Below are 24,767 nucleotides of genomic sequence, written 5' to 3' on the forward strand. Positions count from 1 at the left end.
CCCTGCGCGGTGACGTAAAAAGGGCTTATCCAGAGCGAGCCTGTAATTCAATGTTGGACAATTTTGCTCATTGCGCCAGAACACTGCAAGGGACAATGGATAGGGAGTAAGCCATGACCGACCAAATTCAACTCGACCAGCTTTGCATCAACACTATACGCACACTTTCCATCGACGCAGTGGAAAAAGCGCAATCCGGCCATCCGGGCACGCCAATGGGAGCAGCCCCAACGGTCTATTGTCTGTGGCAGCGCTTTCTGCGTTACGACCCAGAGCATCCCGAATGGCCAAACCGCGATCGTTTCGTTCTTTCTGCTGGCCACGCCTCGGCATTGCTCTATAGCCTGCTGTACTTATCCGGAGTCAAAGCGACCAGCCCAAGTTACGAAGTGACGGATCGGCTTGCTGTGACACTCGATGACCTCAAGAATTTTCGTCAAGCCGGAAGCCGCTGCACCGGGCATCCCGAGTACGGATGGACCTCCGGCGTGGAAACCACCACGGGTCCGCTCGGACAGGGTGTTGCGGTCAGCGTCGGCATGGCGATTGCCGAGCGCTGGCTTGCGGCTACTTATAACCGTCCCAGTTACGAACTGTTCGAGCATAACGTCTATGCGCTATGCAGCGACGGCGACATGATGGAGGGAATCAGCAGTGAGGCAGCGTCGCTGGCAGGACACCTTAAACTGGCCAATCTGTGCTGGATCTATGACGACAATAATATCTCGATCGAAGGATCAACCGACATTACCTTTACCGAAGATGTGGCCGCCCGATTTGCGGCTTACGGTTGGCATGTTGTGCGCGTCGATGATGCGAACGACCTGCCATTGCTCACGCATGCCTATGAAACTTTCCTGGATACTCATGACCGTCCCACGCTGATTATTGTGCGGTCTCACATCGGCTATGGGGCGCCGCACAAGCAGGATCGGCGAGAAGCACACGGCGAGGCGCTTGGCCCTGAAGAAGTACGACTGGCGAAGGAGTTTTTCGGCTGGGATCCTGATTCGCAATTTTATGTGCCAGAGGGTGTTTCGGCACATTTCAAGGCACAGATTGGCAGTCGCGGCGCAACCAAGCACGCCACTTGGGAACAATTGTTTGCAGCCTATCACTCGCAGTATCCGGATCTGGCCAAACAGATCGACTGCTTGCAATTGCGTGGCCTGCCGGAAAACTGGGATAGCGCGCTACCAACGTTTCCGACAGATCAGAAGGGAATCGCAACGCGCGATTCATCGGGCAAGGTGCTAAATACGATTGCCGCACAAATGCCGTGGTTGCTTGGCGGCGCAGCAGATCTTGCACCTTCGACCAAAACAGAATTAAAAGATACGATTTACGGTAACTTTCAGGCGCCCCGACAGGATGACAACGAAGGTGGCAATTACGGCGGACGCAATTTTCATTTCGGCGTACGCGAGCATGCGATGTGCGCCATTGCCAGTGGAATGAGCTTGTCAAAATTGCGTCCTTACGCCGCAAGCTTTTTCATTTTTACGGACTATTGCCGCGCGGCGATTCGGTTGAGCGCAATGATGCAAATTCCCGTCATCTATATCTGGACCCATGATTCGATTAGCTTGGGAGAAGACGGGCCGACACACCAGCCAATCGAGCATCTTGCGTCATTACGTGCGATGCCCGGCATGATTGTATTGCGGCCGGCAGATGCCAATGAAGTTGTCGAAGCGTGGCGTGTCATTATGCAGCTCAAAGATCGTCCGGTTTGCCTCGTGCTAACACGGCAAGCAATAGCCACCCTGGATCGCACCAAATATGCACATGCGAATGGCGTATCGTGCGGTGCTTATGTTCTTGCCGATGCTCCGGACCACAAGCCCGATGTACTGCTGCTGGCTACCGGTAGCGAAGTCTCACTCTGCGTTACTGCTTATGAGCAGCTGAAATCTGAAGGGATCAAGGCACGCGTAGTCAGTATGCCGTCATGGGAGTTGTTCGAAAACCAAAGCCGGGAATACCGCGACAGTGTGCTACCGCCCGAGATTACGGCGCGCGTTGCCGTCGAAGAGGCCTCCACATTCGGCTGGGAACGCTATACCGGCTTCGATGGAGCCATCCTTGGCCTGCGCACCTTCGGGCTATCTGCGCCGACTAAGATAGTCGAGCAGCACTTCGGCTTTGAGTCTGCTCACGTTGTAGCGGCTGCCAAGGCACAAATCACGCGCAGCGCTTTAAAGAAGTAAGCATGAATCCCGTTGAGCTGTCGCGTTAGCGGAATTTATCCACTACGGAGGCACCAAATGAGCAGCTTGGACGATACGACGATGAAAATAAATCCCTTGGCAGGTAAACCTGTTGGGCTATCGGCGCTGGTAGATATCCCAAAACTTGTTACCGCCTATTTCACGGAAATACCCGACCCATCTGTGCCGGCACAAAAGGTAACGTTCGGCACCTCAGGACATCGTGGGTCAGCATTAACAACGAGCTTCAATGAATGGCATGTCCTTGCTATTTGTCAGGCCATTTGCCAGTACCGCGAGCAGCAGGGTATCAATGGTCCGCTATTTCTCGGCATCGACACGCATGCGTTATCCATGCCAGCGTACGCCAGCGCACTGGAAGTACTGGCGGCCAATCGTGTTGAAGTGATGATTGCAGAGAACGACGAATATACTCCAACCCCGGTGATTTCTTACGCAATTCTCGTTCACAACCGCGGGCGCGAAAAAGGACTGGCGGACGGCATAGTTATAACGCCTTCGCACAACCCACCCCATGACGGCGGTTTCAAGTACAACCCGCCACATGGCGGACCAGCAGAAAATGCTATCACAGCCTGGATTGAAACCCGGGCCAATGAATTTCTCAAAGACGGCCTCAAAGGCGTGAAAAGAATTCCTTTCGCACAGGCCCTGCGTGCTTCCACGACTCATCGATACGACTATCTAAATGCTTATGTGAACGATCTCGGTAGCGTGATCAATATGAACGCAATTCGAGATGCGAACATTAACATGGGCGTAGATCCGCTCGGGGGGGCTGGAGTTCACTACTGGACCGCGATTGCCCATCGCTATAGTCTGGATCTTACGGTAGTGAACAAAGTTATCGATCCGACATTCCGTTTCATGACTGTCGATTGGGATGGCCAAGTCCGCATGGATCCGTCCTCTCCTTACGCCATGCAAGGATTAATAGGTCTTAAAAACCGCTTCGACATTGCTTTTGCTTGCGACACTGACCATGATCGGCACGGGATCGTCACCCGGAGCACAGGCCTGCTACCACCGAACCATTATCTTTCCGTCGCGATTAACTATCTTTTCCAGCACCGGCCAAAATGGAACAAGTCAGCGGCAGTTGGCAAGACCGTAGTAAGTAGCCAGATGATAGACCGCATTACCACAAAGCTTGGCCGCAAGCTCTACGAGGTGCCCGTCGGATTCAAGTGGTTTGTGGATGGCTTGTTCGAGGGTTCACTTGGTTTTGGGGGGGAAGAAAGTGCAGGTGCATCTTTTCTTCGAACCGATGGATCTGTATGGACAACCGACAAGGATGGGATCATTTTGGCTTTGCTGTCGGCGGAAATTACTGCGCGCATGAACCGTGATCCTGGCGAAATATACCATGAGTTAGCACATGAGTTCGGCGAATCTGTTTATGAACGTATTGACGCGCCAGCCACTCCAGCACAAAAGGAAATGCTGGCAAAACTCTCGCCTCAGCAGATCCGCTCCACAGATCTGGCCGGCGAAAAAATTCAGACTGTCCTGACTCACGCGCCAGGTAACGGCGCATCCATCGGTGGATTGAAGGTAATTGCAGAACAAGGATGGTTTGCGGCGCGTCCGTCCGGCACAGAAAACATCTACAAAATTTATGCCGAGAGCTTTCTCGGCGTTGATCATTTACACCGCATTCTGACAGAAGCACAAACCCTCATCAGCGATGCTCTGGCAACGGACGCAGTAGCGCCTTAAAGCCTGAATAGCACTGATTGTAATCAGAAATGCTGGTAAGCGAACATGACGTGACGGTATGAGATGAATGCCATCGGCGAACCCAATCTGTTCGATACCGCACTGAATGGTTTTAGTTACCGGCTTAGTATAAAGCTCCTATTCTTAATTGCTATTTATTCTAATGAAAGCAAACGACATGAAAAATATATTGCATCCGCAAAAACACACCGCACCTCAGGATAAATCCAAGGGATCCAAGCTGGAAACTGCTACAGACGATAGACATGATAGGCATACGGGCGTCACCCCTGAACAACGCCATCAAATGATCGCTGAAGCGGCATACAAGCGAGCCCAGAAGCGCAGCTTCGTCGGAGGCAACTCCGAAAATGACTGGTATGAAGCTGAAGCGGAAATCGGCCAACTATTTTCCCAGCCATCAGAACTCCATAATGAACCGCAGCACTAAAGACGAATTGCAGGCAACTATCACTGATATGGTAGTGCCGTGCAAAGGCATCCTTGCTGCCGATGAGAGCAGTCCTACCATAGCGAAACGTTTTGCAGCTATAGGGGCCACGTCTACAGTCGAGTTGCAGCGCGCCTATCGTTCGCTTCTGTTTACTACGTCAGGCATTGAGAAATTTATTAGCGGGGCAATCTTGTTTGAGGACACCCTTGGGCAAATTGCAGAGGACGGCACCCCGCTGCCCGAGGTCTTGGCTAGAAAGGGTATTGTGCCTGGCGTGAAGGTGGACAAAGGCAAGATTCCTTTGGCGAACGCATCCGGCGATGAGATCACACAGGGACTCGACGGCTTGGCCGAGCGCCTTCGCATTTATAAAGCACAAGGGGCACGTTTTGCCAAGTGGCGAGAGGTGTACTCGATCAGTGAACAAAATCCAACGATACTCGGCATTGAAGCCAATGCGGAAATGCTGGCACGCTACGCGGCTGTCTGCCAGGAAGAAGGTTTCGTGCCTATTGTTGAGCCCGAAGTACTAATTGATGGAAACCATACATTGGAGCGCTGTCTCGAAGTTTCCGAGGCGGTGATACATGCCGTCTTTCAAGCGCTGCACCGCCACAGAGTGATCATGGAATACATCGTACTCAAGCCGAGCATGGTGCTGCCAGGTAAAGAACATCCTGTTAAGGCAAGTCTGGAGCAAGTGGCTGCGGCTACGATTACGGTGTTGCGCCGCACGGTACCTGCGGCAGTGCCCAGCATAAATTTTCTGTCTGGAGGTCAGTCACCCGAGGAAGCGACGGCCAATCTTAATGCTATTAATATCTTGTTTCCCAATGCACCTTGGGCATTGTCGTTCTCCTATGCACGCGCCTTGCAGCAACCCGCTTTACAGGCTTGGGCGGGTAAGTCTGAAAATGGGTCTGCCGCCCAACAGATGCTTTACCATCGCGCCCAGCTAAATGGCTGGGCGAGCTGTGGTAAATATAATTCCGAATTGGAAAAATGAAATTGGGCTTGTCAATCGATATGGCATAACCGTTGCGCCTGGAGGGAAGCACATGAAAGAAAAAACAGATGCCAGCCATTCGATGGAAAACCATCCACACGAGGATTTAGAAGGATTTGATGCACTGGCTGAGCTTGCATTGGACATGCGCTCATCATGGAGTCACGGTGCCGACTCAATATGGAAACAGCTTAATCCCGAGCTTTGGGATTTGACTCACAACCCCTGGGTTGTCTTGCAAACAATTCAGCGTGAGAAATTTCAATGCGAATTAGCCGATCCCACTTTCTGCAAAAGTATTGATGACTTGGTGCAAGCCAGACGAACTTCTGCAGAAGCGCCCGCTTGGTTTCAACAAACCTATCCGCAATCTTCCCTGAGTTGTGTCGCATATTTCTGCATGGAATTTATGTTGAGCGAAGCTCTTCCCATCTATTCTGGCGGGCTGGGTAATGTGGCCGGTGATCAGCTCAAAGCTGCCAGCGATTTAGGTGTGCCGGTCATCGGCGTAGGGCTGCTTTACCAACAAGGCTATTTTCGTCAAGTAATCGACAAAGATGGGATGCAACAGGCTCTTTATCCCTATAACGAGCCCGGACAGTTGCCAATCACACCGTTGCGTCACCCGAATGGTGAGTGGTTGAGATTAGAGATTGTGTTGCCCGGCTATTCGGTCTGGCTACGCGCTTGGCAGGTTCAAGTCGGCAGAGTAAAGCTGTACTTGCTGGATAGCAATGATGCAGCAAATTTCCCCGCACATCGCGGCATTACTAGCGAGCTCTACGGAGGCGGGCCAGAGTTGCGCCTCAAGCAGGAGTTACTGCTCGGGATTGGTGGATGGCGATTACTCGCTGCACTCGGTATTGAGCCTGAGGTCTGTCACCTGAATGAAGGGCATGCGGCCTTCGCCATTCTGGAGCGGGCGCGGAGTTTCATGAAACTGACCGGACAGTCTTTCGAAGTCGCACTCGCTGTTACGCGAGCGGGCAATCTCTTCACTACTCACACAGCGGTGGCCGCCGGTTTTGACCGGTTCACTCCGGCTCTGATTGAGCAATACCTCAAAAAGTATGCTGAACATCAGCTCGGCATAACACTCCACGATTTGCTTGCACTTGGTCGTCTGAACCCGAACGACCCATCCGAAAGTTTCAATATGGCCTATTTGGCGATTCGCGGGAGCGGAGCCGTAAATGGCGTGAGCCGTCTGCATGGAAAAGTGAGTCGGCACCTCTTTGAACCCCTTTTTCCGCAGTGGCCACTGGACGAAGTGCCGGTCGGGCACATAACGAACGGGGTTCATGTACCGACTTGGGACTCCGTAGCGGCCGATGAACTTTGGACAAATGTTTGTGGAAAGGATCGCTGGCTAAGGGCGACGGAAACCCTGGAACAGGACATTCGCAGTATTCCCGACGCGAAGCTCTGGCAACTGCGCACCGACAGCCGCAAATCTCTCATCGAATATGCACGCAAACGATTATGCCGGCAAATGGCCGCATCGGGTGCATCCATTGAGGCAGTTAACAGGGCGAAGCACCTGCTGGATCCGGATACCTTGACGCTGGGCTTTGCACGACGCTTCGCAACCTACAAGAGACCGGATTTACTGTTGCATGATCTGGATCGACTGTTGCACATACTCACTAATAATCCACAACGTCCGGTGCAGATAATCCTGGCGGGAAAAGCACATCCGGCGGATCAGGCAGGTCGCGCACTGATTCAGAAATGGACGCAATTCATTGGCCAGGGCACGTTACATCCACCGATAATTTTCTTGGCCGATTACGATATGTTGGTAGCCGAGCGTTTGGTGCAGGGTGTGGATGTTTGGGTCAATACACCCCGACGACCGTGGGAGGCAAGCGGAACAAGCGGTATGAAGGTGCTCGTCAATGGAGGTATCAATCTATCCGAATTAGACGGTTGGTGGGCGGAAGCCTACACGCCGGAAGTAGGGTGGGCATTGGGGGACGGCGAAGAACATGGCGATGATCCGGCTTGGGACGCTGCTGAAGCGGAAGCGCTTTATAACCTGCTTGAACATGAAGTTATCCCGGAGTTTTATAACCGCAACCAGGAGGGGATTCCGACCGCTTGGGTAGCGCGGATGCGGGAAAGTATGGCACGCTTAACGCCGCGTTTTTCCACAAACCGTACTGTGCGCGAATATACTGAACAACACTATCTCCCCGCTGTCTCAGCCTATCGTGAGCGTATGGTCAATAAAAGTGCAGTGGGTGTGCAGATCGTTAATTGGCGGCACGATCTGGATCAACATTGGGCCGCACTACGGTTCGGCGAAGTAAAGGTTGAGACTAAGGGGCAACAACACGTATTTGAAGTGCAGGTCTACCTCGATGACCTCGACTCAAATGCCGTGCGAGTCGAGCTATATGCCGATGGCATCAATGGAAGCAGTTCGATCAGACAAGAGATGGCGCGCATCAGCCAGCTGACGTACTCGGTTGGCGGGTACCTATATAGTGGGGCGGTGTCGGCAGCCCGACCATCGACAGATTTTACCGCGCGAATAACTCCATGTTACCCCGGTGTATCAGTACCTTTGGAAACAGCCCACATCCTATGGCAGCGGTGATTTTTACAGAAACAACACCACGAAAATTCATATGGAAAATGTCCACGCGGCAGATTATCTGCAACAGGCTTGGATACAGCACAAACAATCATCAGCGATGTACTTATTGCAAATACAAAAAACGGCAACTCAACATCATAAAGATTGGGAAACATTAAGCGTCGCTAAACTCAAGGCAAACAATTGTGTCCGAAACAAGATATCCCACTCTCGAAGTATTATTGTCCAAGGTGCGCGATTGCCGTGCGTGCGAGCAATATCTGCCGCTCGGCCCGCGTCCCGTGCTGCGCGCCAGTGAAACGGCCCGTATTCTGATCGTGGGGCAGGCGCCCGGCGCGCGTGTGCATACTACTGGCATCCCGTGGGATGACCCGAGCGGAGAGCGTCTGCGAACGTGGATGGGGATAAATAAAAATATTTTTTATGATCAGTCGCATATCGCGATCATCCCAATGGGCTATTGTTATCCGGGACGAGGGAAGGGGGGCGATTTACCGCCGCGCCGCGAATGCGCGGAGTTATGGTTAGACCAATTGCTGGCCAAGCTACCTCGGATTGAACTGACTTTGCTGGTCGGCCAGTATGCGCAGCGTTACTTTCTGGGCAACCGCCGCAAGCGCTCTTTAACGGAAACAACCAGAGAATGGCAGGAATATGCTCCGCAATATTTTCCCCTGCCACATCCTTCACCGCGCAATACACCATGGTTTAACAGCAACCCATGGTTTGAGCAGCAACTTTTGCCCGTACTGCGCGCGAGGATCGAAGCACTTCACGCTAGCTGAGTAAACAATAAGATATTTCGTTACCAGAAAGACTGATGCACACACTACCTGATCGGAAAAAATGATAAAGCAAGGCTCTCAACCTATCGTATTGACTGTGGGGCATTCCACACGACCTCTGGAAGAGTTTATCGATCTGCTTAAGGCCCACTCAGTTACAAGTCTCATTGATGTGCGTAGCGTGCCAAGATCTCGTCACAACCCGCAATTCAACGGCGACACATTGCCGATCGCACTTGAACTTATCGGAACCCGCTATGCGCACGCTACCGGCTTGGGAGGCTTCCGCCGCGCGAGCCCGGAGTCTCCGAATATGGGTTGGCGAAATGCTTCATTCCGCGGTTATGCGGACTATATGCAGACTGCCGAATTTGCAGAAAATCTGACGGGCCTGATGGAACTGGCAACGCATGAACGGGTGGCGCTGATGTGCGCCGAAGCTGTCCCGTGGCGTTGCCATCGCTCGTTAATTGCCGACGCGTTGTTAGTACACGGCATCCACGTCGAGGAAATTGTCAGCAGAGCGCGCCTTCAGGCACATGCGCTAACTTCTTTTGTCAAGGTAGATGGCATGACAATAACTTATCCACCTTATGAGATGCCCTCCTGATTCTGGTTCGCGATCGTTGATACTGTTAACAACAGCACGGCGCTATATCGCGACAAGATACTGGGTGTGGCTCAATTGGCATATCACAGATCGCGGATGTATTTGAGATTGGTCTTAAACGCGTCCCAGACTTCGTTCATCCGTCCTCCCAGCGCCAGCTTGGCCTGCGACTGTATATAACGGGACATTACGCCGACCGAGGTGTGCGGCGGCAGAGTCGGTACATGTGAGTTGGTGAACACCTCGACCAGCGCCGGACCGTTATGCAGCAATGCTTCCTTGAGAGCCTTTTCCAGCTTGGCGGGATTAGCGATCGAATAACCGCGGATGCCACAAGCCTCGGCCACCATCGCGAAATCGGGATTGATCATCTTAGTCTGCCAATCGGGCAAGCCGGCTACCTGCATTTCCAGTTCGACCATACCCAGGCTGCGATTATTAAAAACGATCAGCTTTATCGGCAGTTTGTATTGGGCGATGGTCATCAAGTCACCCATGAGCATCGAGATACCGCCGTCGCCACAAAATGCGATGACTTGGCGCTCGGGTGAGTGCAGGGCGGCGCCGATAGATTGCGGCATGGCATTGGCCATGGACCCGTGCGAAAAACTACCCATCAGCGTGCGCTTCCCGGTGCCGTGCAAATAGCGCGCCGCCCACACCGTGTTCATGCCGGTATCCGCGGTGAAAATGGCATCGTCGTCGGCTAGCCGATCAATCATCGCGGCGACAAATTCGGGTTTGATCAGGTTTTCTTCGCCGGGATCCGCGGCATGCACGCGATGATCTTCATCCACTTCGGCATAGTCAGCCACGCAGGCATTGAGAAAGCGGTCATCGGTCTTGGGATTGATTAATGGCAGCAGCGCCCGAAGTGTAGGGCCGATGTCACCGCACAGGCCCATGTGCAATGCAACCCGCCGCCCAAGCCGTTCTGGCTTGGTGTCGATCTGTACGATTTTGACCGAGCTGTCGAGAAACTCCTTCCAGGGGAAATCGCTGCCGAGCATGAGCAACAGCTTGCCGCCGGTGATGGCGCGAGCGCCGGCCTTGCTGCCGAGCAGACCCGTCAACCCAACTGCATAACGATTGTCGTATTCCAACATCATCTTGGCCTTAAGGGTATAGGCCATGGGCGCATTGAGCTTATCGGCTCAGTTCGATCACCTCGGTACGGGCATCAGCACAGCCGATGCCCGCATAGATGCCGATGTCTTCGGAACTATTGATCAGCTCCGCTAATAGCTGGATTTCTACATCGGAGGGACGCAGAACCGACTGTGGCCGATACAAGCCGACACACAGCGCGTCATCATCGGCGTTGCACGTCATCAGATCGCCAGAAAAAGCGCACACACCCACGCCCTTGCGATTCCAGGCGTGCTGAAGCGCCTGCTGCAACATCCGCGGCAATTGCTGTGGTGTCGTCGCCACCTCATTATAGTAACTGCATCCGTCGAACATGTGCAGGTCGGTGGATTGAAAGCTCTCAGTACCGTAATCATCAGAGGTAATGGTCGAGGCCAATGCCAGAACCGGCGCCCCCCAGCGATGAGCGTCATAGAGACCGTTGATCAGATGAACATGGCCTGGCCCGGCACTACCAGCGCAGCAACCAATCCCGCCAAGCACGCCTTCAATCATCGCAGCATAGGCGCCGACTTCCTCATGACGGACGTGAATCCAGTCGATGCTGCCATCGCGGCGCAGGGCGTCGTTGAAGAAATTCAGGCTGTCGCCAGTGACGCCATAAATGCGGCGGATACCAGCAGCCTTGAGCATTTCGACCAATTGTTCAGCCACGGTGCGGCTCATACGATTCTCCTGACGGATTTACGTGCGGCAATCTGGCAATGAATTCAAACAGAGGGCAGCTTAAAGAATACACCAGGGAAACATCTGACTGACATATTTCATATTTCAGAAATCCAATGACATCGCTTACATTTCACGGTCAGTGCCAGAGCGTGGCGAATGTATTCGGCATCGATAGTTTCATGTTTTAAAGGGTAAATTAAAAACATTGAGCTTTCTGTACGTTATCGCACATAACACATGCAGAATTGCGGAGATAATTATAATGAGGCATCAGTACTTTTGAGTCATTGTTCAAGTTTTATTCCTATAATTAAGGAGAAGTGTTATGCACTTCGATCGAAAAAAATGAATGTAGAAGAAACAAAACTGAACGGACTGAATTTCGCGACAGGTGTTGCACACTCCGTTGTGACAGAAGGCGAGATGTTACTCGGGCATGCACATGGTGAACCTGTTCTGCTCACGCGATCCGGCAACGAACTGTTCGCCATTGGTGCTTTCTGCACACACTATGGAGCGCCGCTGAATGAGGGATTGCTGGTGGGCGATACTTTGCGTTGTCCTTGGCATCATGCCTGCTTTAGTTTGCGTACCGGAGAAGCGTTGCGCGCGCCAGCGCTCAACCCGATTTCTTGTTGGCGCGTCGAACAATTAGATGGCATTGTATATGTTCGTGAGAAGCTCGAAATTCAAGGGCAACAACCCTCTCTAATCGAGACTAGCCTGCAAGGGCCGATTATTATTTTAGGAGGTGGCGCTGCTGGTAATGCTGCTGCGGAAATGCTCCGTCGGGAGGGTTATGTTGGTCGTATCACGATGCTGAGCGCTGATGAATCCGAGCCTTGTGACCGCCCCAATCTTTCGAAAGGTTATCTTGCAGGCACAACACCTGAAGAATTCAATCTCCTCCGATCACCAGAATTTTACAGGGAGCATGACATCGATTTGAAGTTGAGCGCTCGAGCAACCACGATCGACACAGCGAATCGGTACGTGCAGCTAGAGAATGGTAGCCGGTTTACCTATGCTGCCCTGCTGCTCGCCACTGGCGCCGAACCTGTTCGGCTTGAAGTCCCTGGTGGAGATCTTCCTCATGTATATTATTTACGCACACTAGCCGATAGTCGCGTGCTTATCGCCAAGGCCCTGACTTCACAACGAGCAGTAGTAATCGGTGCAAGCTTCATCGGACTGGAGGTAGCAGCATCACTTCGAAATCGTGACATCGAAGTACATGTGGTTGGACGAGAGACAAATCCTATGGAGAAAATTCTGGGAGCGGATGTCGGAAAGTTCATCCGCAAACTCCATGAAGACCATGGCGTGACGTTCCATCTCGATACGACTGCTACCTCGATCGACGCTCATAGCATCACATTGCAGAACGGAGAAATAATTCAAGCCGATTTTATCGTGGTTGGCATTGGTGTACGTCCATCAATCGCACTTGCGGAACAGGCAGGATTGGCCACGGATCGTGGTGTCACGGTGAACGAATACCTTGAAACGAGTGTTTCGGGCATATTTGCGGCTGGTGATATCGCACGCTGGCCAGATATGCTTACCGGTGAACACATCCGTGTCGAACACTGGGTTGTTGCTGAGCGTCAGGGACAGACCGCGGCGCGCAATATGCTTGGACAGCGGGAACGTTTTGACGCTGTTCCATTCTTCTGGACCGAGCAGTACGATTTTGGCCTTGCTTATGTCGGCCATGCTGAGCAGTGGGACAAAGCCGAGATCGACGGGCAGCTTGACGCTGATACGCGAAACTGCACGATCACATATCGTCGCGGCGCCAAAAAATTGGCAGTGGCTACTGTTCACCGGGATTTGGAGTGCTTACGCGCGGAAGTCGAATTTGAAAGAAATCTAGCCAAGAAAATGTGAGTAAAATTTCATGAGACCAGAGTTCTTAATAATCGTCATTTTCATAAAAAATTAAATTTGGAATGGTGGAAACAATGACCGCTTTTTTTGGAATAGATGAACATAATTCGGAAAAGTTTTTTAAGCAGGGAGTGGTATGCATAGATAACTCGATAGAAAGGAAAGCCGTTTTATTTAAAACATTCCAGAGGATTAGGACTGAAGATATAGTTTTTATTAAAAACTTTACTCAAGCTGGACTGAAAGTGAAAGCTGTTGGAGTTGTTTTATCCAATTTTCCTATCGAAAATGAACTGGAAGTGTGCATTCCGGTTGAATGGATATGGAAAGGCGAGAAGTTCATGGAGCAATTTGGCGAAGAATTAGCTCACTGTCGCGATACCCTCTATGAAGAATATAATACTTTGGTACAACGAGAAATAATAGATTTATTGCCCGCCAGATTCCAGTTAACTGAAGAGTGGTAAAGCTTGAATGGATTATTTCGGAAAGCGGACGAGCCATTTTTTAATGGGTTTTATGAGCTTTATATGTCAATGGTTCTATCAACTCAAAATCATTAACTGTCAGACCAAGTCTTAATAACATCAAAGCAATGAATCAACTCCCATTTTTTTCATTGCTTACCCAGGTAAGGTTTTCGACAGGAAGTGTACGCTCGGTATAAGTAAAATAGGAAGGTGTACCTTTTCCCCCAGTATCTCTGAAAACAAAGTTAATTGGCTTTTTCTCTTCCTGCGACGTTTTGAGCACTGAATAGAACGCATCTAGCGTTTCTATCTTCTTTCCATTGACGGAATTCAACATATCCATTTTTTCAATTTCATTGAAATCCCCCAGTGAGCCTGCTTCGACGAAATAAACGGCAATCTTGCCCGGATTGAAATCATCTCGTCCCATATAGGGCGGAGTCTCGCAAAGAAGTACGCCAGAAAACATAATACAAGTTTTGTCGTTAACTTTTTTTACGGGTTCCAGTTTTCCATTAATTACAAGTTCTTGCCCCTCACGCTTGATTCGTAAAGCAACATTACCCAATCTTCCGCGGAGGGCATGAATAAGTTGGGTTTCATTTTCGACGGACTCGACCACATCCGGCACACCAATGATTTCGTCACCTGCCCGAATATCAAATTTGACAGGATCAATCAGGCTACGGGCAATTTTGAGCTGCATTTGCTCGTTGGGTGCCTTGAAAAAAGCCAATGGCAAATCAGGGGGCGAAGGATCTTTCCCTTCACGCAACAGTTCTAGCACGCGACAAGCATATTGCATTGGCACGGCAAAGTTGCTGTTTTGGGAATCGTTCATACTGGAAGTATTTATCCCAACAATACGACCAGAAGATAGACTGATCAACGGTCCACCCGAATTTCCGGGGTTGATTGGAGCGTCAGTTTGTAGCATTTCCGATTCATATTTAGCGGTATGTCCAGATATGATGCCGCGCGTCCCAGTAAATTTCAAGCCGTTGGGATGACCGAAAGTGCCCACCGTACGGCCAACTCCGGGCAAGTTTGTACACTCTAATTCAGGTAAGGCTGCGGTAGCCTTTTGCATTTCTTCATTAATACTAATAATGGCCAGATCAAGGAAAGGATCAACATAAACTTTTTTGGCTGGGACGAATTTCCTGCCAAAAAATGCAACTTCCAACCGTGCTGGTGAGCGTGACACCACGTGGGCATTGGTCATAATCCAGCCACGCTTTGTATCCACCACGAACCCGGCTCCGAACGCAGTACCTTTTTTATCGCTTCCAAATGGAATAGTTACGGCTTTCCTGATTTGTACTGTGTAGTGCTGTGCCTTTGAGAAGACATCTTCGTCGTTCTCAGCATGGGCAGAAATTACGCTGATCAAAAGAAGGCTGGCTATTATTCCAATTAAGTTAAGTTTCATTTTTGTCTCGCTAATAATGAATATGATCCCATTTATACTGGGAATATAAAGTTATTTAGTTTTGCGGACTATATCTACAATCACTTATATGAATAATCCAGCGGCATCTGGATGGTAAGAAAAAAATCTTACTTGCATTTGATCCCATCCATATTGTTTTTCGTCAACCTATAACAATACTTTAGAGTATTTCAAATGTGAAAATAACGGTACCGTTAATGAGATAGTGGAACAGACGAGCCGCTCGGTGGGGGCGGTAATATGAAAGCGTCGGAGGACGGCGGGGGTGACGGGACGCCACTAGGAGGCGGAGGCACAGAAGCACCGGCAGAAGGCGATAGCGAATTGCTCGGAGTGGGTGAAGATACATAATTGCTCTGCCTGACAGGCTGCCGCGAATAATCCAAGCGCCCCGATACGGGAACACGATGGCCTTTCGCATACATACACTGCTGATATCCGAAATCGTAACGCTGCTGAAGGTTGAACCCTGAACTTTCACCCGTGCCCATTCCTGCCATAGAACCAATGAGCAATCCAGAACCAGCACCCACACCTACGCTGTTATGGCCGCCAAACAATACGCCCGCAGTAGCACCGATTACAGTTCCGATCACCGCGCTTCTTACGCCACTATCAGTCGCTGCTGCATTTGCCGTGCCGCCCCCTATCTGAGAACTGGCATATTGCCTGCAATCGACATCATCCAAGCGGAATTGATCAAAGTTTCTCCCCGTCCCCGGCAGCACAAGTACACCGGGGCCGGTCGGTACCGACGCGCAACCACCCAGTACCAGAACTGCCGCCAGTACAAACGAGAGCCGCAATGTAAGCGTCATGAGGCAGGTGCATTATCTGAAGCAGGTTGACCGTCTGAATCAGGCGCGGGCTGAGGTGCGACCCGCAACCATCCTCCTGGACATTGGTTAACATATGGATAGTAGGCTTTAGCATCAACGCAGTAATACCACCATGACTGCTGAGCATCTTGCGACGAATCATTCGGTATTTCTTGTGTCGCGACCTGTGGTTCGTCGCTTCGCTCGATGTAAGTCACTGGCGCGGGTTGCATCAGCGGGTAATAAGCGGGCGCAGGAGGATAATAATAGGATGCCCCATAGTACGGGGCTCCGTAGTATGAGTACGGATAAGATCCGTAGCGGAAACCAATCGGTGCACCCAAGTAGATACCAACGCTCCTACCTCGATTCCAGCCACTGCCTGCGTACCTGCCGCCGCTAAAGCCTGGACGACCTACGCCTGCACGACCCCCACCACTAAACCCAGGCCCCCCTACGCGACCTCCGCCTGCGTGTCCGCCACCACTAAATCCGGAGCCACCACGTCCTCCCGTTGCCTGTCCACCACCGCTCCATGAGCCTGCCGCAAACGCCATTTCGCTCATCAATGTTCCAACCGACAACATTGTGATTACAGTTAATGACAGGCTGATTTTGGATGTCTTCATTATGTCTATATCCCTATAATTCAGCATACGTAATAATCCGATTTGCAGAATTGCAACCTCATACGCTTAAGAAGCGATCCCACTCTGGTGTTCCATAAAACACATGACCCACATTAGAGACAATGATCATTGAATCCAGTTCCAAACTATCCCGTGATAACTCTAAAAATTTTGAATATATATTTAATAAAAACGCATATCTTCAATGATCGTTGACAAATACACAGATTTAATGTTGAAAACCATTCTCAAAATAAGTCTAAATTTCTCCAAGCATGAAACGAGCCTGAAAGTGACTGTTATGTACCAAACTGTCTCATGACACCTATTCTAAAAAGGTCTCGATCGTTTTCTTCCGTAAAGGTGGCGACTCGACTAAAACTGACAAGGCCTTTCCATTTATTGGTAATAAAGCGTTCGACCTGAAGTGTAATCAAGCCGTGCAATTGAAAATTGTCCGATCCTCGTTGATTAGTCGCTACATAGGGTCCAATACCCGCGCTGGCAGCCCAATTTTCATTCAGGGGTTGTACGAACCATCCTTGGACAGCTACGCCATTACGATCCACTCGAACATCGTCGTCACCTTCCATAATTCCCGCAATCGAAACCCCCCAATGGCTACCGTAATATTTTTTTGCTTCGACGCAAAATCCCGGGACGCCCTCTGATCCTCTATGATTGGTTTGGGCAATACCTCCAGTCACTCCAAGCCAAATCGGATTCCCAGAGGACCCTAATTGAATGCTTGAAGGAGCCTGATCAAAGTATTTTCCGACACCCACAAGCAAGGCAATTGAGGAATGTGCGCCTGGCATGGTGACATGGTTTAGTGCATATCGCATATGCAACCCTGGAGAAAATCGTTCAATATCTACCAAGGCCGCAACTGAAAGCAAAGCCCCCAATTTTACATCATTGATTTCGACCCCCTTGATTGTTGTGGTATTCATACTAAAGTAGGGGCCGAGTCCAAGTTCTAAATTTAGTTTACGGTTCAATTGATTCCTGTAAACCATCTGAGCTCCAAACCCATCTCTATGATTATTATAAGGATGTCCTTCGTTGAAATGAATAAAGTCAAAACGAAATTTTTCATTCTTTAAGAAAAACTTATCAGAAATGAAAGCGGGGATATTAATTTCTTTGCCAAATCTTAATTCAAAGGGTTTCCATTGCATGGATTTATCGCCAGTTAGGTCTCCACCATACGCGACCCCATTCCCTAAAGTTGCCGACGCATAAGCATTGTTGTTATTTTCAATAACCTTCGAGTAAGAGGCATCTTGCGGGACATGCGTCTTTTCATTTTTACTTTCATAGCCTTGACTAAAAGCCATGAAAGGAAACATTAGCAGACCAAATAGAGAAATATATCGCATTTTTATTAAGCGGCCATATTCTGTTTAAGGGGAATACTATTTTGTACGTAAATTATTTACATAACCAACAATAACTTATTTTTTGATAACAATCATTAGGGTATCCACGTTAAATGGACATGCCTTTTGCGCCTCACCACTTTTACCAAACTTTAACTATATTTAAGAAATTAATAGTTAAAGTTTCATTATTTCAGTTATTTCAATGCCTTTATGTACGCTAGCGTACTGACTTTATCTAATTATACGACTAAGGTTCAAGCGGCTAGAGGGGCGGTGACATTGGTTTTGATTCACTACATATTGCAACCTGGAAAGTTGTTTCCGCCCGTGTTGAAATATGCATTAAGCCTTAATCATAAGTTTACAAACTGTGAGGAGTCAAAATGCATTCTCAATCAGTAAACGCCTACGTTTTAATTTTAGATGCCATTTCACCGAATCCATCATTCATTAAAATCTACGACTGAATCAGGAGATACATCATGAGATATATAATGTTACGTTACTTTAGGCAGTTTTTGGGAATCCTCGTTACATCACACTCGATCTTCAATGTTGGCTACGCTGACGAACCGGCAAAAACGACCTCGAGCTATGCTCCCGTTGTCATTAAAGAGAGCTTCCCTGACGTACTGGCTCGGATGAAAGCCGAGAAGCCTGAAGTGATGAACCGGCAGATGGATTTGCTAAATAGGCGCTACGACCTGAACGACCGCTCCCCTAACCGCATCACAATGTCCCGTGGTAAGTTAGTTCAAGAAGGAGTACGGATCAAACTGCCGAAGGGGATGCGCTGGGAGAGCCTCGCGGCAATGAGCCCCGAAGAAATTCGTGAGAAAGATCTATTTCCGGCGGGTTTCTTTCCGCTTCCTCATCCAAATCACCCAGAAGGTGGCATGGTCTTTCCCAAGCTTCTAATCGACGAAATCAAGAAGCAAGAGGGGCGCGATCTCACGCGCTTCGATTTAGATTTTGATCTACCGGATCGTTTTTTACCCGAGTTCCCTGCGCCCATATACTTGACTACACGGCCTGACCTCGGTGACGTCTCGCAGGGCAAGCTAGTCACTATGGACAATTATTACGAATTATTCAACGGAATATTAAATCCCAAACAAATTGAAGGACTAAGGTTGTTGCTGACCGCCTTCCCACAGCAACAGTTCAACCAGACGGAAGATCGACGCTCCGTTCGTCCGAGCCGGGGGGTTGCCTGCTTCGATTGTCATGCCAATGGGCACACCATTGCTCCGACCCACTTGGCGGGGGATGTCCGTCCTCAGGAATTCCGCCATCGTCTTGATACGCCATCCTTGCGCGGTGTGAACATCCAGCGGTTATTCGGCTCGCAGCGGGCACTCAAATCCGTAGAAGACTTCACCGAGTTCGAACAGCGCGGGGCTTATTTCGACGGTGATCCGGTAATCGCTACGAAAAAGGGCGTTAACGTTCTCGAACGTGGCAGTCAGGTTCATTTTATGGCGGAATTTCAGGAGCTTCTGGATTTTCCGCCTGCTCCGAAACTAGGGATTAACGGCAAACTAAATCAAAATAAAGCCACCGAGTCAGAAATGCGTGGGCAGGCACTATTTTTCGGCAAAGCTAATTGTGCCAGTTGCCATTCAGGCCCCTACTATACTGACAATCTCATGCATAACTTGAAAGTAGAACGTTTCTTCAAGCCACGCATGATAAATGGTCGCATGGCCAGTGCCGATGGTCCGATTAAAACCTTTCCGTTACGCGGCATTAAGGACTCCCCACCCTATTTACATGATGGACGACTACTCACATTGGAAGATACTGTCGAGTTTTTCAATCTAGTGCTGGAGACCAATTTATCGGTTTCAGAAAAAACAGATTTGGTCGCATTTTTGCGGGCGCTTTAAAAAAACTGATCAAGAAACAGACTATCGCCCGCTTTATTTGATTGATTTGCCATCGATATTTGTATTGGTAGTTCAAAAGGTGCGGGGTCATGGTTGGCTTGGTGTCAGGCACGGTCAACCTTACCCAAGCACCTTCCTTTTGGATAATATTTATGAAATATAAAGACTATTACAGCATTCTTGGCCTCGAACGAACGGCTACTACAGAGGAAATTAAGAAGACTTATCGCAAACTCGCGCGCAAGTATCATCCAGACGTTTCCAAAGAAGCTAATGCTGAGGAAAAATTCAAGGAAGTTTCCGAAGCTTATGAGACTCTCAAAGACTCGGAAAAGCGTGCCGCTTATGATCAGCTGGGTAGTCATCAATCGGGGCAGGACTTTCGACCACCCCCGGATTGGGGGAAACAATATGGTGGCGCGCCCTTCTCATTTGACGATATCGATTTATCTGATCTCTTTGCAGGGCTTACAGGGGGTAGACCCAATTCAAATCAGCGAGGCAGCAATATTCCGGTGCCAGGACAGGATTATGAGGTTACGGCCCACATTACTTTAGAGGATGCCTATCAGGGCACGATAGTGAATCTGAATATAAACGTTCCCGAATACGATGAACATGGCCACCTGAATCGCGTGTCGCGAGCATTCAAAACACGAATTCCCAAAGGGGTTGTGGATGGGCAAAGGCTTCGTCTGCCGGACAAGGGCGGTAAGGGTTTCAACGGTGGACGCAATGGAGATTTGTATCTCAATATCGCTCTACACCCGCATTCGCTATTTCGCGTCAGTGCTCATGATCTTTACCTGGATTTGCCAGTGACACCGTGGGAAGCGGTACTTGGCGCCGCCGTGGAAGTTCCGACACTGGCCGGACCCGTTCGCCTCAAAGTGCCGCCGGGTACCCATGCCGGTCAAAAACTGCGGCTCCCCAAGCGCGGATTGCCCAAGCCGCACGATGGCGAAGGCGATCTTTTCGCGATCGTACAAATCGTAGTGCCTACCGTGCTAAGCGAGCGAGAACGGTCTATTTTCAAAGACTTGGCGGATATCTCAACGTTCAATCCACGCGGACATTTTGAACAGGAGACAAGCCATGAAAATTGAACTCACCGAAGTACTCTGGATAGATCAATATCAAAAGTTGTCGCTGGCAGATCTCTCCAAGATGTCGGGTTTGTCGGAAGTGGAGCTTAGCGAACTGGTGGACTGCGGTGCCATTGTGCCGGTCAATACGGATTCGGCAGAATGGATTTTTGATGCAGGCTGTCTTGTTGTGGCCAAAACAGCATGTCGCTTACGCAACGATTTCGAGCTTGATACACAGGGACTATCTGTAGCTCTGACTCTCATCACTCGAATTCATAATCTCGAAACCCAATTACACGACCTCCGCACGCAACTGCCAGGACGAATTTTTAGCACGTCCTGAATCTGTTTTATTTTTCAGTAAATTTCAGTGACTGCTTCTGCTTACCTATTCGCATAAGCAGGAAGGTATGGCCGCACTAAGGAGGCGTTATGACTCCACCATTAAATGGATCCCTCTCCATCAGGACAAGGATGCATGGATAAAACAAGGCGAAGACGTACTGAACTTCTGAAATTATTTCAGTCAGCTCCCTGTTTTCCGCGGAGGTGAAACAGACATGACAGACGGATAATCAGACGTTTCGTCGCTCGTGCGCGTGACCGAACGCAAATTGACAAACCGCTATATCAATTTGTATACTACGCCCCTATCGCTCTATCGTCCGGTACAGCGAAATATTTAGGGGGAAACATGAAAAAAAGAATGGCGCTAAGCATCGTCTGCTTGACATTACTTTATATGACGAGTTTGTCCGTCGCCGTAGCAGTACCGTTGGTAAACAACCGCCAAATCGATATTGCGGTATCGAACGACAACGGCGCGCAAAATGGCGCGGGGCCGAATGACACTTATTACATCGACGCGCCCGGCGGCGGGCTCAACCAGTTGCACATTTCAACCGACGGCACGATCGCCGGTCTTTTCGGTCAGGTCACTACAAAAAATATCGACACTTCTTCCACATCGGGAAGTTTTTACGTCACAACGACAGGCGGCCGCGGATTCAATGACTCTCTTATCCTGATGTTTTCCATGACCGGCCCGATCAACGACGACTTCAGCCTTAAGATTAAATCCAGCGGCTATCAATGGACAGCAACAGGATCGGCACCCGTCAACCCGGCATATGTATCGGGCGCTATCAACGAAGTGTTCACGGCGGGAGATTTTATGTATGGTCCGCAGACCGCAAAGCCTGGACCGGGCACCTTGGGCGTGTGGTCATTGCCGTTCTACTCCGGCCAGAACATTAACGATCCCGCGACTGCGCAAAATCTAATGTTCATCGATCTTTATCTCGGTAACACCAGCGACCGTTCGAGCATCGATAGCGGCAACGCCAAAGTCGAGTTCGAGCTAGACGGCATTTATGGCAGCACGGCCGCCTTTAATGTTTACAGCTGGGCGGCGGTCGCGGCTATCGGGAACGGAACGATCAACTGGACGAACAGGTTATCCACCAATCCCTTGGAGGCAGGGCAAAGCGGCTACTCGATCAATACCTCGGCAGTTGAGGCGGTACCGGAGCCAAATCAATTCGCGCTAATGGGAGCCGGATTTTTCGCGTTTGCGCTGACACGCCGAAAACGCTCTGCATAAATAGGTTACAACACAGCAAGAAAAAGGCCGCACTTGTGCGGCCTTTTTCTATGTTCTTTCGACTTAGTCGATCGCTTGAATTAATCGCCAAGAACCCCGCGGATAGGTCAGCACCGCCGCTGCCGCCATAAGCGGCTGATAAAGAGCAACTCCATTTTGAAATAAATGGAGCTGTATCTGGAGGGGTAACTGTCGGGGAAATTAATACCAACGATGCGTCTTTGCACCTGACGGTGTTCACTTATAGCTACCTGCGCCTATTGGGGAGTTGGGATATTGAACGTGATACGCTAAACAAGACAAAACACGCGGTCTCTAGCGTATCTGTACAAATAATTCAACGGAACACGGATTCAGAGGCATGTCAGTGGGCCTTGAATCCGCTAACCATAAACTGGAAACAATGCAAAAAGAATCAGCGACTCAAGGTGCTATTCAATGACTTTTCCAATTCTGCGGCAGGTCTGAATCCAGAAACTAGAACACCATCCGCAAAGATCAATGCCGGGGTGCCATTTATGTTTAATTTTTGACTTAGTTCCATTAGTTTCGCGTTAGGAGCATCGCATGTTCCGGCAGGCGGTTGTACGTGGTTCAGCATCAGATTGTCCCACGCTTTGACTTGATCCTTGCTGCACCAAACACCCTGTACCTTTTTGTCGGAGCCAGGGAATATGGATAGCATGAATAAATAAAGTGTGACGTTATCCACATTTTTCAATTCACTTTCCAGCTTTTGGCAGAAGCTACAATTCGGATCGCTAAAATAAGCCATCTTCCGCTGACCATTGCCTTTAACTCTTTTTACTGCAAGATCGAAGGGCAGGCTGTTAAAGTCTATCGCGAATAATTTGCGTGAGCGCTCCTCCGTCAGGTTGCGCATGGTCTTCAGGTCAATGATGTTGCCGCTAATGAGGTACTGTGCTTTCTCATCGGTATAAAACAGCTGGCCTTGCGCCACCACTTCATACAGGCCCAGAATATTGGCCTTGCTGGCTTTGTCAATCTTGCCAAGCTGTGGATAATTCTTTTGCAGAATGTCTTTGACCTTGGCTGCATCGGCATGAGCATAAGAAAAGGAAAGCGCGGCAAACAGTACCAGAAACAATTTAATCATGATGAATTCCTGAAGAAGTTAATTGAGTGCGTGGCGCGCCAGCATTTTTTTCAGCGGTGCAATACGGTTGGTAGCCGCAAGACCAACGTTGCGCACGGCGCGCAGCAGCGGATTGCTGTTATTGAACAATTTTTTCAGAACATCAGTGGTGAGCAGCATGGAAAGAACATCTTCCTTACGCGCACGTTCATAACGACGCAACAAGTGTATATTACCGCAATCTTGTTGTGCGTCACGTTGTAGCAACACTTGCGCCAGCTGGCGTGCATCACGGAAACCCAAGTTGACCCCCTGTCCTGCAAGAGGATGTATGTTATGCGCGGCATCGCCCACCAGCGCCAAACGTGGCTTAATGATTTGTGGCAGGTTCAAAAAACGCAACGGGAAAGCGGCTGGTGGGGTGACCAGTTGCAGTGCGCCCAGGGTATGGTGCGAGGCAGCCGCAACTTGTGCGCACAACTCTTCATGCGACAGTTGCAGCAAGACCTCTGATTTCTCCGGGCTTACCGACCACACCATTGAAACCATGTGCTGCGGCAATGGCAGCAAGGCGAGAATGCCGTCCGGCTGAAACCATTGAAAAGCCGTGGCTCGGTGTGATTTTTCGACTGTGAAGTTCGCAACTACGCCATGCTGATTATAAAGTGTGGGCGGTGCAACGATACCGGCCTGTTGTCGCACCCAGGAATTCCCCCCATCCGCGCCGATCACCAGTTTTGCCTTGAGCGTCCGCCCGTCTTTCAGTTGCAGGTACGCGGCATCATCATGCCAGACCAGGCTGGCACAGTGCGCCGGGTGAAACAGGGTTAAATTGTCCTGCTCTTGTAATCCTTGCCACAACACTTGCTGCAGCAGACGATTTTCCAGGATGAACGCCAACTCCGGCACGCCCAGTTGATAAGCACTGAAATCAAGCTCCATGTCCTCATCGCCAAAAACGCGCATGGTTTCGACCGGCTGCACACGGTTCATATCCAGTTGTTGCCACGCATCGCATTGCGTAAGAAAGGCAGCTCCGCCGGGACTGATAGCATACATCCGGTTGTCCCAGCCCTCATTAGAGAAAGCGGTGGGTTGGGTTTCCACCAGAGCCATGTTCAACCCGCTGGACTTGAGCGCTGCGGCCAGACTGGCACCAACCAGACCGCCGCCTATAATCAGGACGTCGAATGTCATCGCTAAAATATTTTTTCACTTCTG

At 50.0% G+C, this 24,767-nt stretch carries 21 protein-coding genes; 13 read left to right on the top strand and 8 right to left on the bottom strand.

What is annotated here, in order from left to right; genetic code table 11:
- The first annotated feature begins 113 nt into the window (after window positions 1-113).
- From tkt to MKZ32_RS14465, 7 genes are all read left to right on the top strand, one after another.
- Window positions 114-2,210: a transketolase gene (tkt, locus tag MKZ32_RS14435; RefSeq protein WP_239797903.1), complete on the top strand. Its 2,097-nt coding sequence runs from the start codon at window positions 114-116 to the stop codon at window positions 2,208-2,210.
- A 57-nt stretch (window positions 2,211-2,267) separates the two neighbouring features.
- A complete protein-coding gene (pgm, locus tag MKZ32_RS14440) occupies window positions 2,268-3,950 on the top strand; it encodes a phosphoglucomutase (alpha-D-glucose-1,6-bisphosphate-dependent) (RefSeq protein WP_239797904.1) in 1,683 nt (560 codons plus the stop codon).
- Window positions 3,951-4,128: 178 nt separating this feature from the next.
- Entirely contained in the window at window positions 4,129-4,401 is a 273-nt protein-coding gene (locus MKZ32_RS14445) for a DUF2934 domain-containing protein (protein WP_239797905.1), read from the top strand.
- Window positions 4,385-5,410: a class I fructose-bisphosphate aldolase gene (locus tag MKZ32_RS14450; RefSeq protein WP_239797906.1), complete on the top strand. Its 1,026-nt coding sequence runs from the start codon at window positions 4,385-4,387 to the stop codon at window positions 5,408-5,410. Before MKZ32_RS14445 ends, MKZ32_RS14450 begins: the two co-directional genes overlap by 17 nt.
- Before the next feature lie 52 nt (window positions 5,411-5,462).
- The gene (gene glgP, locus MKZ32_RS14455; protein ID WP_239797907.1) at window positions 5,463-8,012 is read left to right on the top strand and encodes an alpha-glucan family phosphorylase; all 2,550 of its coding nucleotides are present in this window, start codon (window positions 5,463-5,465) and stop codon (window positions 8,010-8,012) included.
- Between the two features lie 185 nt (window positions 8,013-8,197).
- Window positions 8,198-8,797 carry a uracil-DNA glycosylase family protein gene (locus MKZ32_RS14460; RefSeq protein WP_239797908.1) on the top strand — a complete coding sequence of 200 codons (600 nt, stop codon included), beginning with the start codon at window positions 8,198-8,200 and terminating at the stop codon, window positions 8,795-8,797.
- Between the two features lie 61 nt (window positions 8,798-8,858).
- Entirely contained in the window at window positions 8,859-9,407 is a 549-nt protein-coding gene (locus MKZ32_RS14465) for a DUF488 domain-containing protein (protein ID WP_239797909.1), read from the top strand.
- An 83-nt stretch (window positions 9,408-9,490) separates the two neighbouring features.
- Here the strand turns inward: MKZ32_RS14465 and MKZ32_RS14470 are convergent, their stop codons facing one another.
- Together MKZ32_RS14470 and MKZ32_RS14475 are read right to left on the bottom strand one after the other, a co-directional pair.
- Window positions 9,491-10,540: a thiamine pyrophosphate-dependent enzyme gene (locus MKZ32_RS14470; RefSeq protein ID WP_239797910.1), complete on the bottom strand. Its 1,050-nt coding sequence runs from the start codon at window positions 10,538-10,540 to the stop codon at window positions 9,491-9,493.
- Between the two features lie 13 nt (window positions 10,541-10,553).
- A complete protein-coding gene (locus MKZ32_RS14475; RefSeq protein ID WP_239797911.1) occupies window positions 10,554-11,222 on the bottom strand; it encodes a thiamine pyrophosphate-binding protein in 669 nt (222 codons plus the stop codon).
- 348 nt (window positions 11,223-11,570) lie between these two features.
- Here MKZ32_RS14475 and MKZ32_RS14480 point away from each other — a divergent pair, with 348 nt between their 5' ends.
- Both MKZ32_RS14480 and MKZ32_RS14485 read left to right on the top strand, forming a co-directional pair.
- Window positions 11,571-13,115: an FAD-dependent oxidoreductase gene (locus MKZ32_RS14480; protein ID WP_239797912.1), complete on the top strand. Its 1,545-nt coding sequence runs from the start codon at window positions 11,571-11,573 to the stop codon at window positions 13,113-13,115.
- A 74-nt stretch (window positions 13,116-13,189) separates the two neighbouring features.
- Entirely contained in the window at window positions 13,190-13,582 is a 393-nt protein-coding gene (locus tag MKZ32_RS14485; protein WP_239797913.1) for a hypothetical protein, read from the top strand.
- A gap of 133 nt (window positions 13,583-13,715) precedes the next feature.
- On the opposite strand, the gene MKZ32_RS14490 is transcribed toward MKZ32_RS14485, so the two are convergent.
- The 4 genes from MKZ32_RS14490 to MKZ32_RS14505 all read right to left on the bottom strand — a co-directional run bounded on the left by MKZ32_RS14490 (window position 13,716) and on the right by MKZ32_RS14505 (window position 17,867).
- On the bottom strand, window positions 13,716-15,017 hold the full coding sequence (locus tag MKZ32_RS14490) for a S1C family serine protease (RefSeq protein WP_239797914.1): 1,302 nt from the start codon (window positions 15,015-15,017) through the stop codon (window positions 13,716-13,718).
- A 215-nt stretch (window positions 15,018-15,232) separates the two neighbouring features.
- Window positions 15,233-15,856: a hypothetical protein gene (locus MKZ32_RS14495; protein ID WP_239797915.1), complete on the bottom strand. Its 624-nt coding sequence runs from the start codon at window positions 15,854-15,856 to the stop codon at window positions 15,233-15,235.
- Entirely contained in the window at window positions 15,853-16,485 is a 633-nt protein-coding gene (locus MKZ32_RS14500; protein ID WP_239797916.1) for a hypothetical protein, read from the bottom strand. Before MKZ32_RS14500 ends, MKZ32_RS14495 begins: the two co-directional genes overlap by 4 nt.
- A gap of 299 nt (window positions 16,486-16,784) precedes the next feature.
- Window positions 16,785-17,867 (bottom strand): hypothetical protein, encoded by a 1,083-nt coding sequence (locus MKZ32_RS14505; RefSeq protein WP_239797917.1) that lies wholly within the window; start codon window positions 17,865-17,867, stop codon window positions 16,785-16,787.
- A 485-nt stretch (window positions 17,868-18,352) separates the two neighbouring features.
- Between MKZ32_RS14505 and MKZ32_RS14510 the strand changes: the two genes are divergently transcribed.
- The 4 genes from MKZ32_RS14510 (at window position 18,353) to MKZ32_RS14525 (ending at window position 22,450) form a co-directional block, all read left to right on the top strand.
- A complete protein-coding gene (locus MKZ32_RS14510) occupies window positions 18,353-19,759 on the top strand; it encodes a cytochrome B6 (RefSeq protein WP_239797918.1) in 1,407 nt (468 codons plus the stop codon).
- Window positions 19,760-19,911: 152 nt separating this feature from the next.
- A complete protein-coding gene (locus tag MKZ32_RS14515) occupies window positions 19,912-20,865 on the top strand; it encodes a DnaJ C-terminal domain-containing protein (protein ID WP_239797919.1) in 954 nt (317 codons plus the stop codon).
- Window positions 20,855-21,190, top strand: coding sequence for a chaperone modulator CbpM (locus MKZ32_RS14520; protein WP_239797920.1), 336 nt, complete (start codon window positions 20,855-20,857; stop codon window positions 21,188-21,190). The genes MKZ32_RS14515 and MKZ32_RS14520 overlap by 11 nt, the downstream gene beginning before the upstream one ends.
- Before the next feature lie 351 nt (window positions 21,191-21,541).
- Window positions 21,542-22,450: a PEP-CTERM sorting domain-containing protein gene (locus MKZ32_RS14525; RefSeq protein WP_239797921.1), complete on the top strand. Its 909-nt coding sequence runs from the start codon at window positions 21,542-21,544 to the stop codon at window positions 22,448-22,450.
- A gap of 415 nt (window positions 22,451-22,865) precedes the next feature.
- Here the strand turns inward: MKZ32_RS14525 and MKZ32_RS14530 are convergent, their stop codons facing one another.
- Window positions 22,866-23,567, bottom strand: coding sequence for a DsbC family protein (locus MKZ32_RS14530; RefSeq protein WP_239797922.1), 702 nt, complete (start codon window positions 23,565-23,567; stop codon window positions 22,866-22,868).
- Between the two features lie 18 nt (window positions 23,568-23,585).
- Window positions 23,586-24,743 (bottom strand): UbiH/UbiF family hydroxylase, encoded by a 1,158-nt coding sequence (locus MKZ32_RS14535; RefSeq protein WP_239797923.1) that lies wholly within the window; start codon window positions 24,741-24,743, stop codon window positions 23,586-23,588.
- Window positions 24,744-24,767 lie beyond the last annotated feature (24 nt).

Source organism: Candidatus Nitrotoga arctica, from assembly GCF_918378365.1.
Lineage (GTDB): Bacteria > Pseudomonadota > Gammaproteobacteria > Burkholderiales > Gallionellaceae > Nitrotoga > Nitrotoga arctica.

Excerpts from the sequence above, each read along its gene's own strand:
- tkt (WP_239797903.1), top strand. The coding sequence starts at position 114 with ATGACCGACCAAATTCAACTCGACCAGCTTTGCATCAACACTATACGC.
- pgm (WP_239797904.1), top strand. The coding sequence starts at position 2,268 with ATGAGCAGCTTGGACGATACGACGATGAAAATAAATCCCTTGGCAGGT.
- MKZ32_RS14445 (WP_239797905.1), top strand. The coding sequence starts at position 4,129 with ATGAAAAATATATTGCATCCGCAAAAACACACCGCACCTCAGGATAAA.
- MKZ32_RS14450 (WP_239797906.1), top strand. The coding sequence starts at position 4,385 with ATGAACCGCAGCACTAAAGACGAATTGCAGGCAACTATCACTGATATG.
- glgP (WP_239797907.1), top strand. The coding sequence starts at position 5,463 with ATGAAAGAAAAAACAGATGCCAGCCATTCGATGGAAAACCATCCACAC.
- MKZ32_RS14465 (WP_239797909.1), top strand. The coding sequence starts at position 8,859 with ATGATAAAGCAAGGCTCTCAACCTATCGTATTGACTGTGGGGCATTCC.
- MKZ32_RS14470 (WP_239797910.1), bottom strand. The coding sequence starts at position 10,540 with ATGGCCTATACCCTTAAGGCCAAGATGATGTTGGAATACGACAATCGT.
- MKZ32_RS14475 (WP_239797911.1), bottom strand. The coding sequence starts at position 11,222 with ATGAGCCGCACCGTGGCTGAACAATTGGTCGAAATGCTCAAGGCTGCT.
- MKZ32_RS14480 (WP_239797912.1), top strand. The coding sequence starts at position 11,571 with ATGAATGTAGAAGAAACAAAACTGAACGGACTGAATTTCGCGACAGGT.
- MKZ32_RS14485 (WP_239797913.1), top strand. The coding sequence starts at position 13,190 with ATGACCGCTTTTTTTGGAATAGATGAACATAATTCGGAAAAGTTTTTT.
- MKZ32_RS14490 (WP_239797914.1), bottom strand. The coding sequence starts at position 15,017 with ATGAAACTTAACTTAATTGGAATAATAGCCAGCCTTCTTTTGATCAGC.
- MKZ32_RS14495 (WP_239797915.1), bottom strand. The coding sequence starts at position 15,856 with ATGACGCTTACATTGCGGCTCTCGTTTGTACTGGCGGCAGTTCTGGTA.
- MKZ32_RS14500 (WP_239797916.1), bottom strand. The coding sequence starts at position 16,485 with ATGAAGACATCCAAAATCAGCCTGTCATTAACTGTAATCACAATGTTG.
- MKZ32_RS14505 (WP_239797917.1), bottom strand. The coding sequence starts at position 17,867 with ATGCGATATATTTCTCTATTTGGTCTGCTAATGTTTCCTTTCATGGCT.
- MKZ32_RS14510 (WP_239797918.1), top strand. The coding sequence starts at position 18,353 with ATGAGATATATAATGTTACGTTACTTTAGGCAGTTTTTGGGAATCCTC.
- MKZ32_RS14515 (WP_239797919.1), top strand. The coding sequence starts at position 19,912 with ATGAAATATAAAGACTATTACAGCATTCTTGGCCTCGAACGAACGGCT.
- MKZ32_RS14520 (WP_239797920.1), top strand. The coding sequence starts at position 20,855 with ATGAAAATTGAACTCACCGAAGTACTCTGGATAGATCAATATCAAAAG.
- MKZ32_RS14525 (WP_239797921.1), top strand. The coding sequence starts at position 21,542 with ATGAAAAAAAGAATGGCGCTAAGCATCGTCTGCTTGACATTACTTTAT.
- MKZ32_RS14530 (WP_239797922.1), bottom strand. The coding sequence starts at position 23,567 with ATGATTAAATTGTTTCTGGTACTGTTTGCCGCGCTTTCCTTTTCTTAT.
- MKZ32_RS14535 (WP_239797923.1), bottom strand. The coding sequence starts at position 24,743 with ATGACATTCGACGTCCTGATTATAGGCGGCGGTCTGGTTGGTGCCAGT.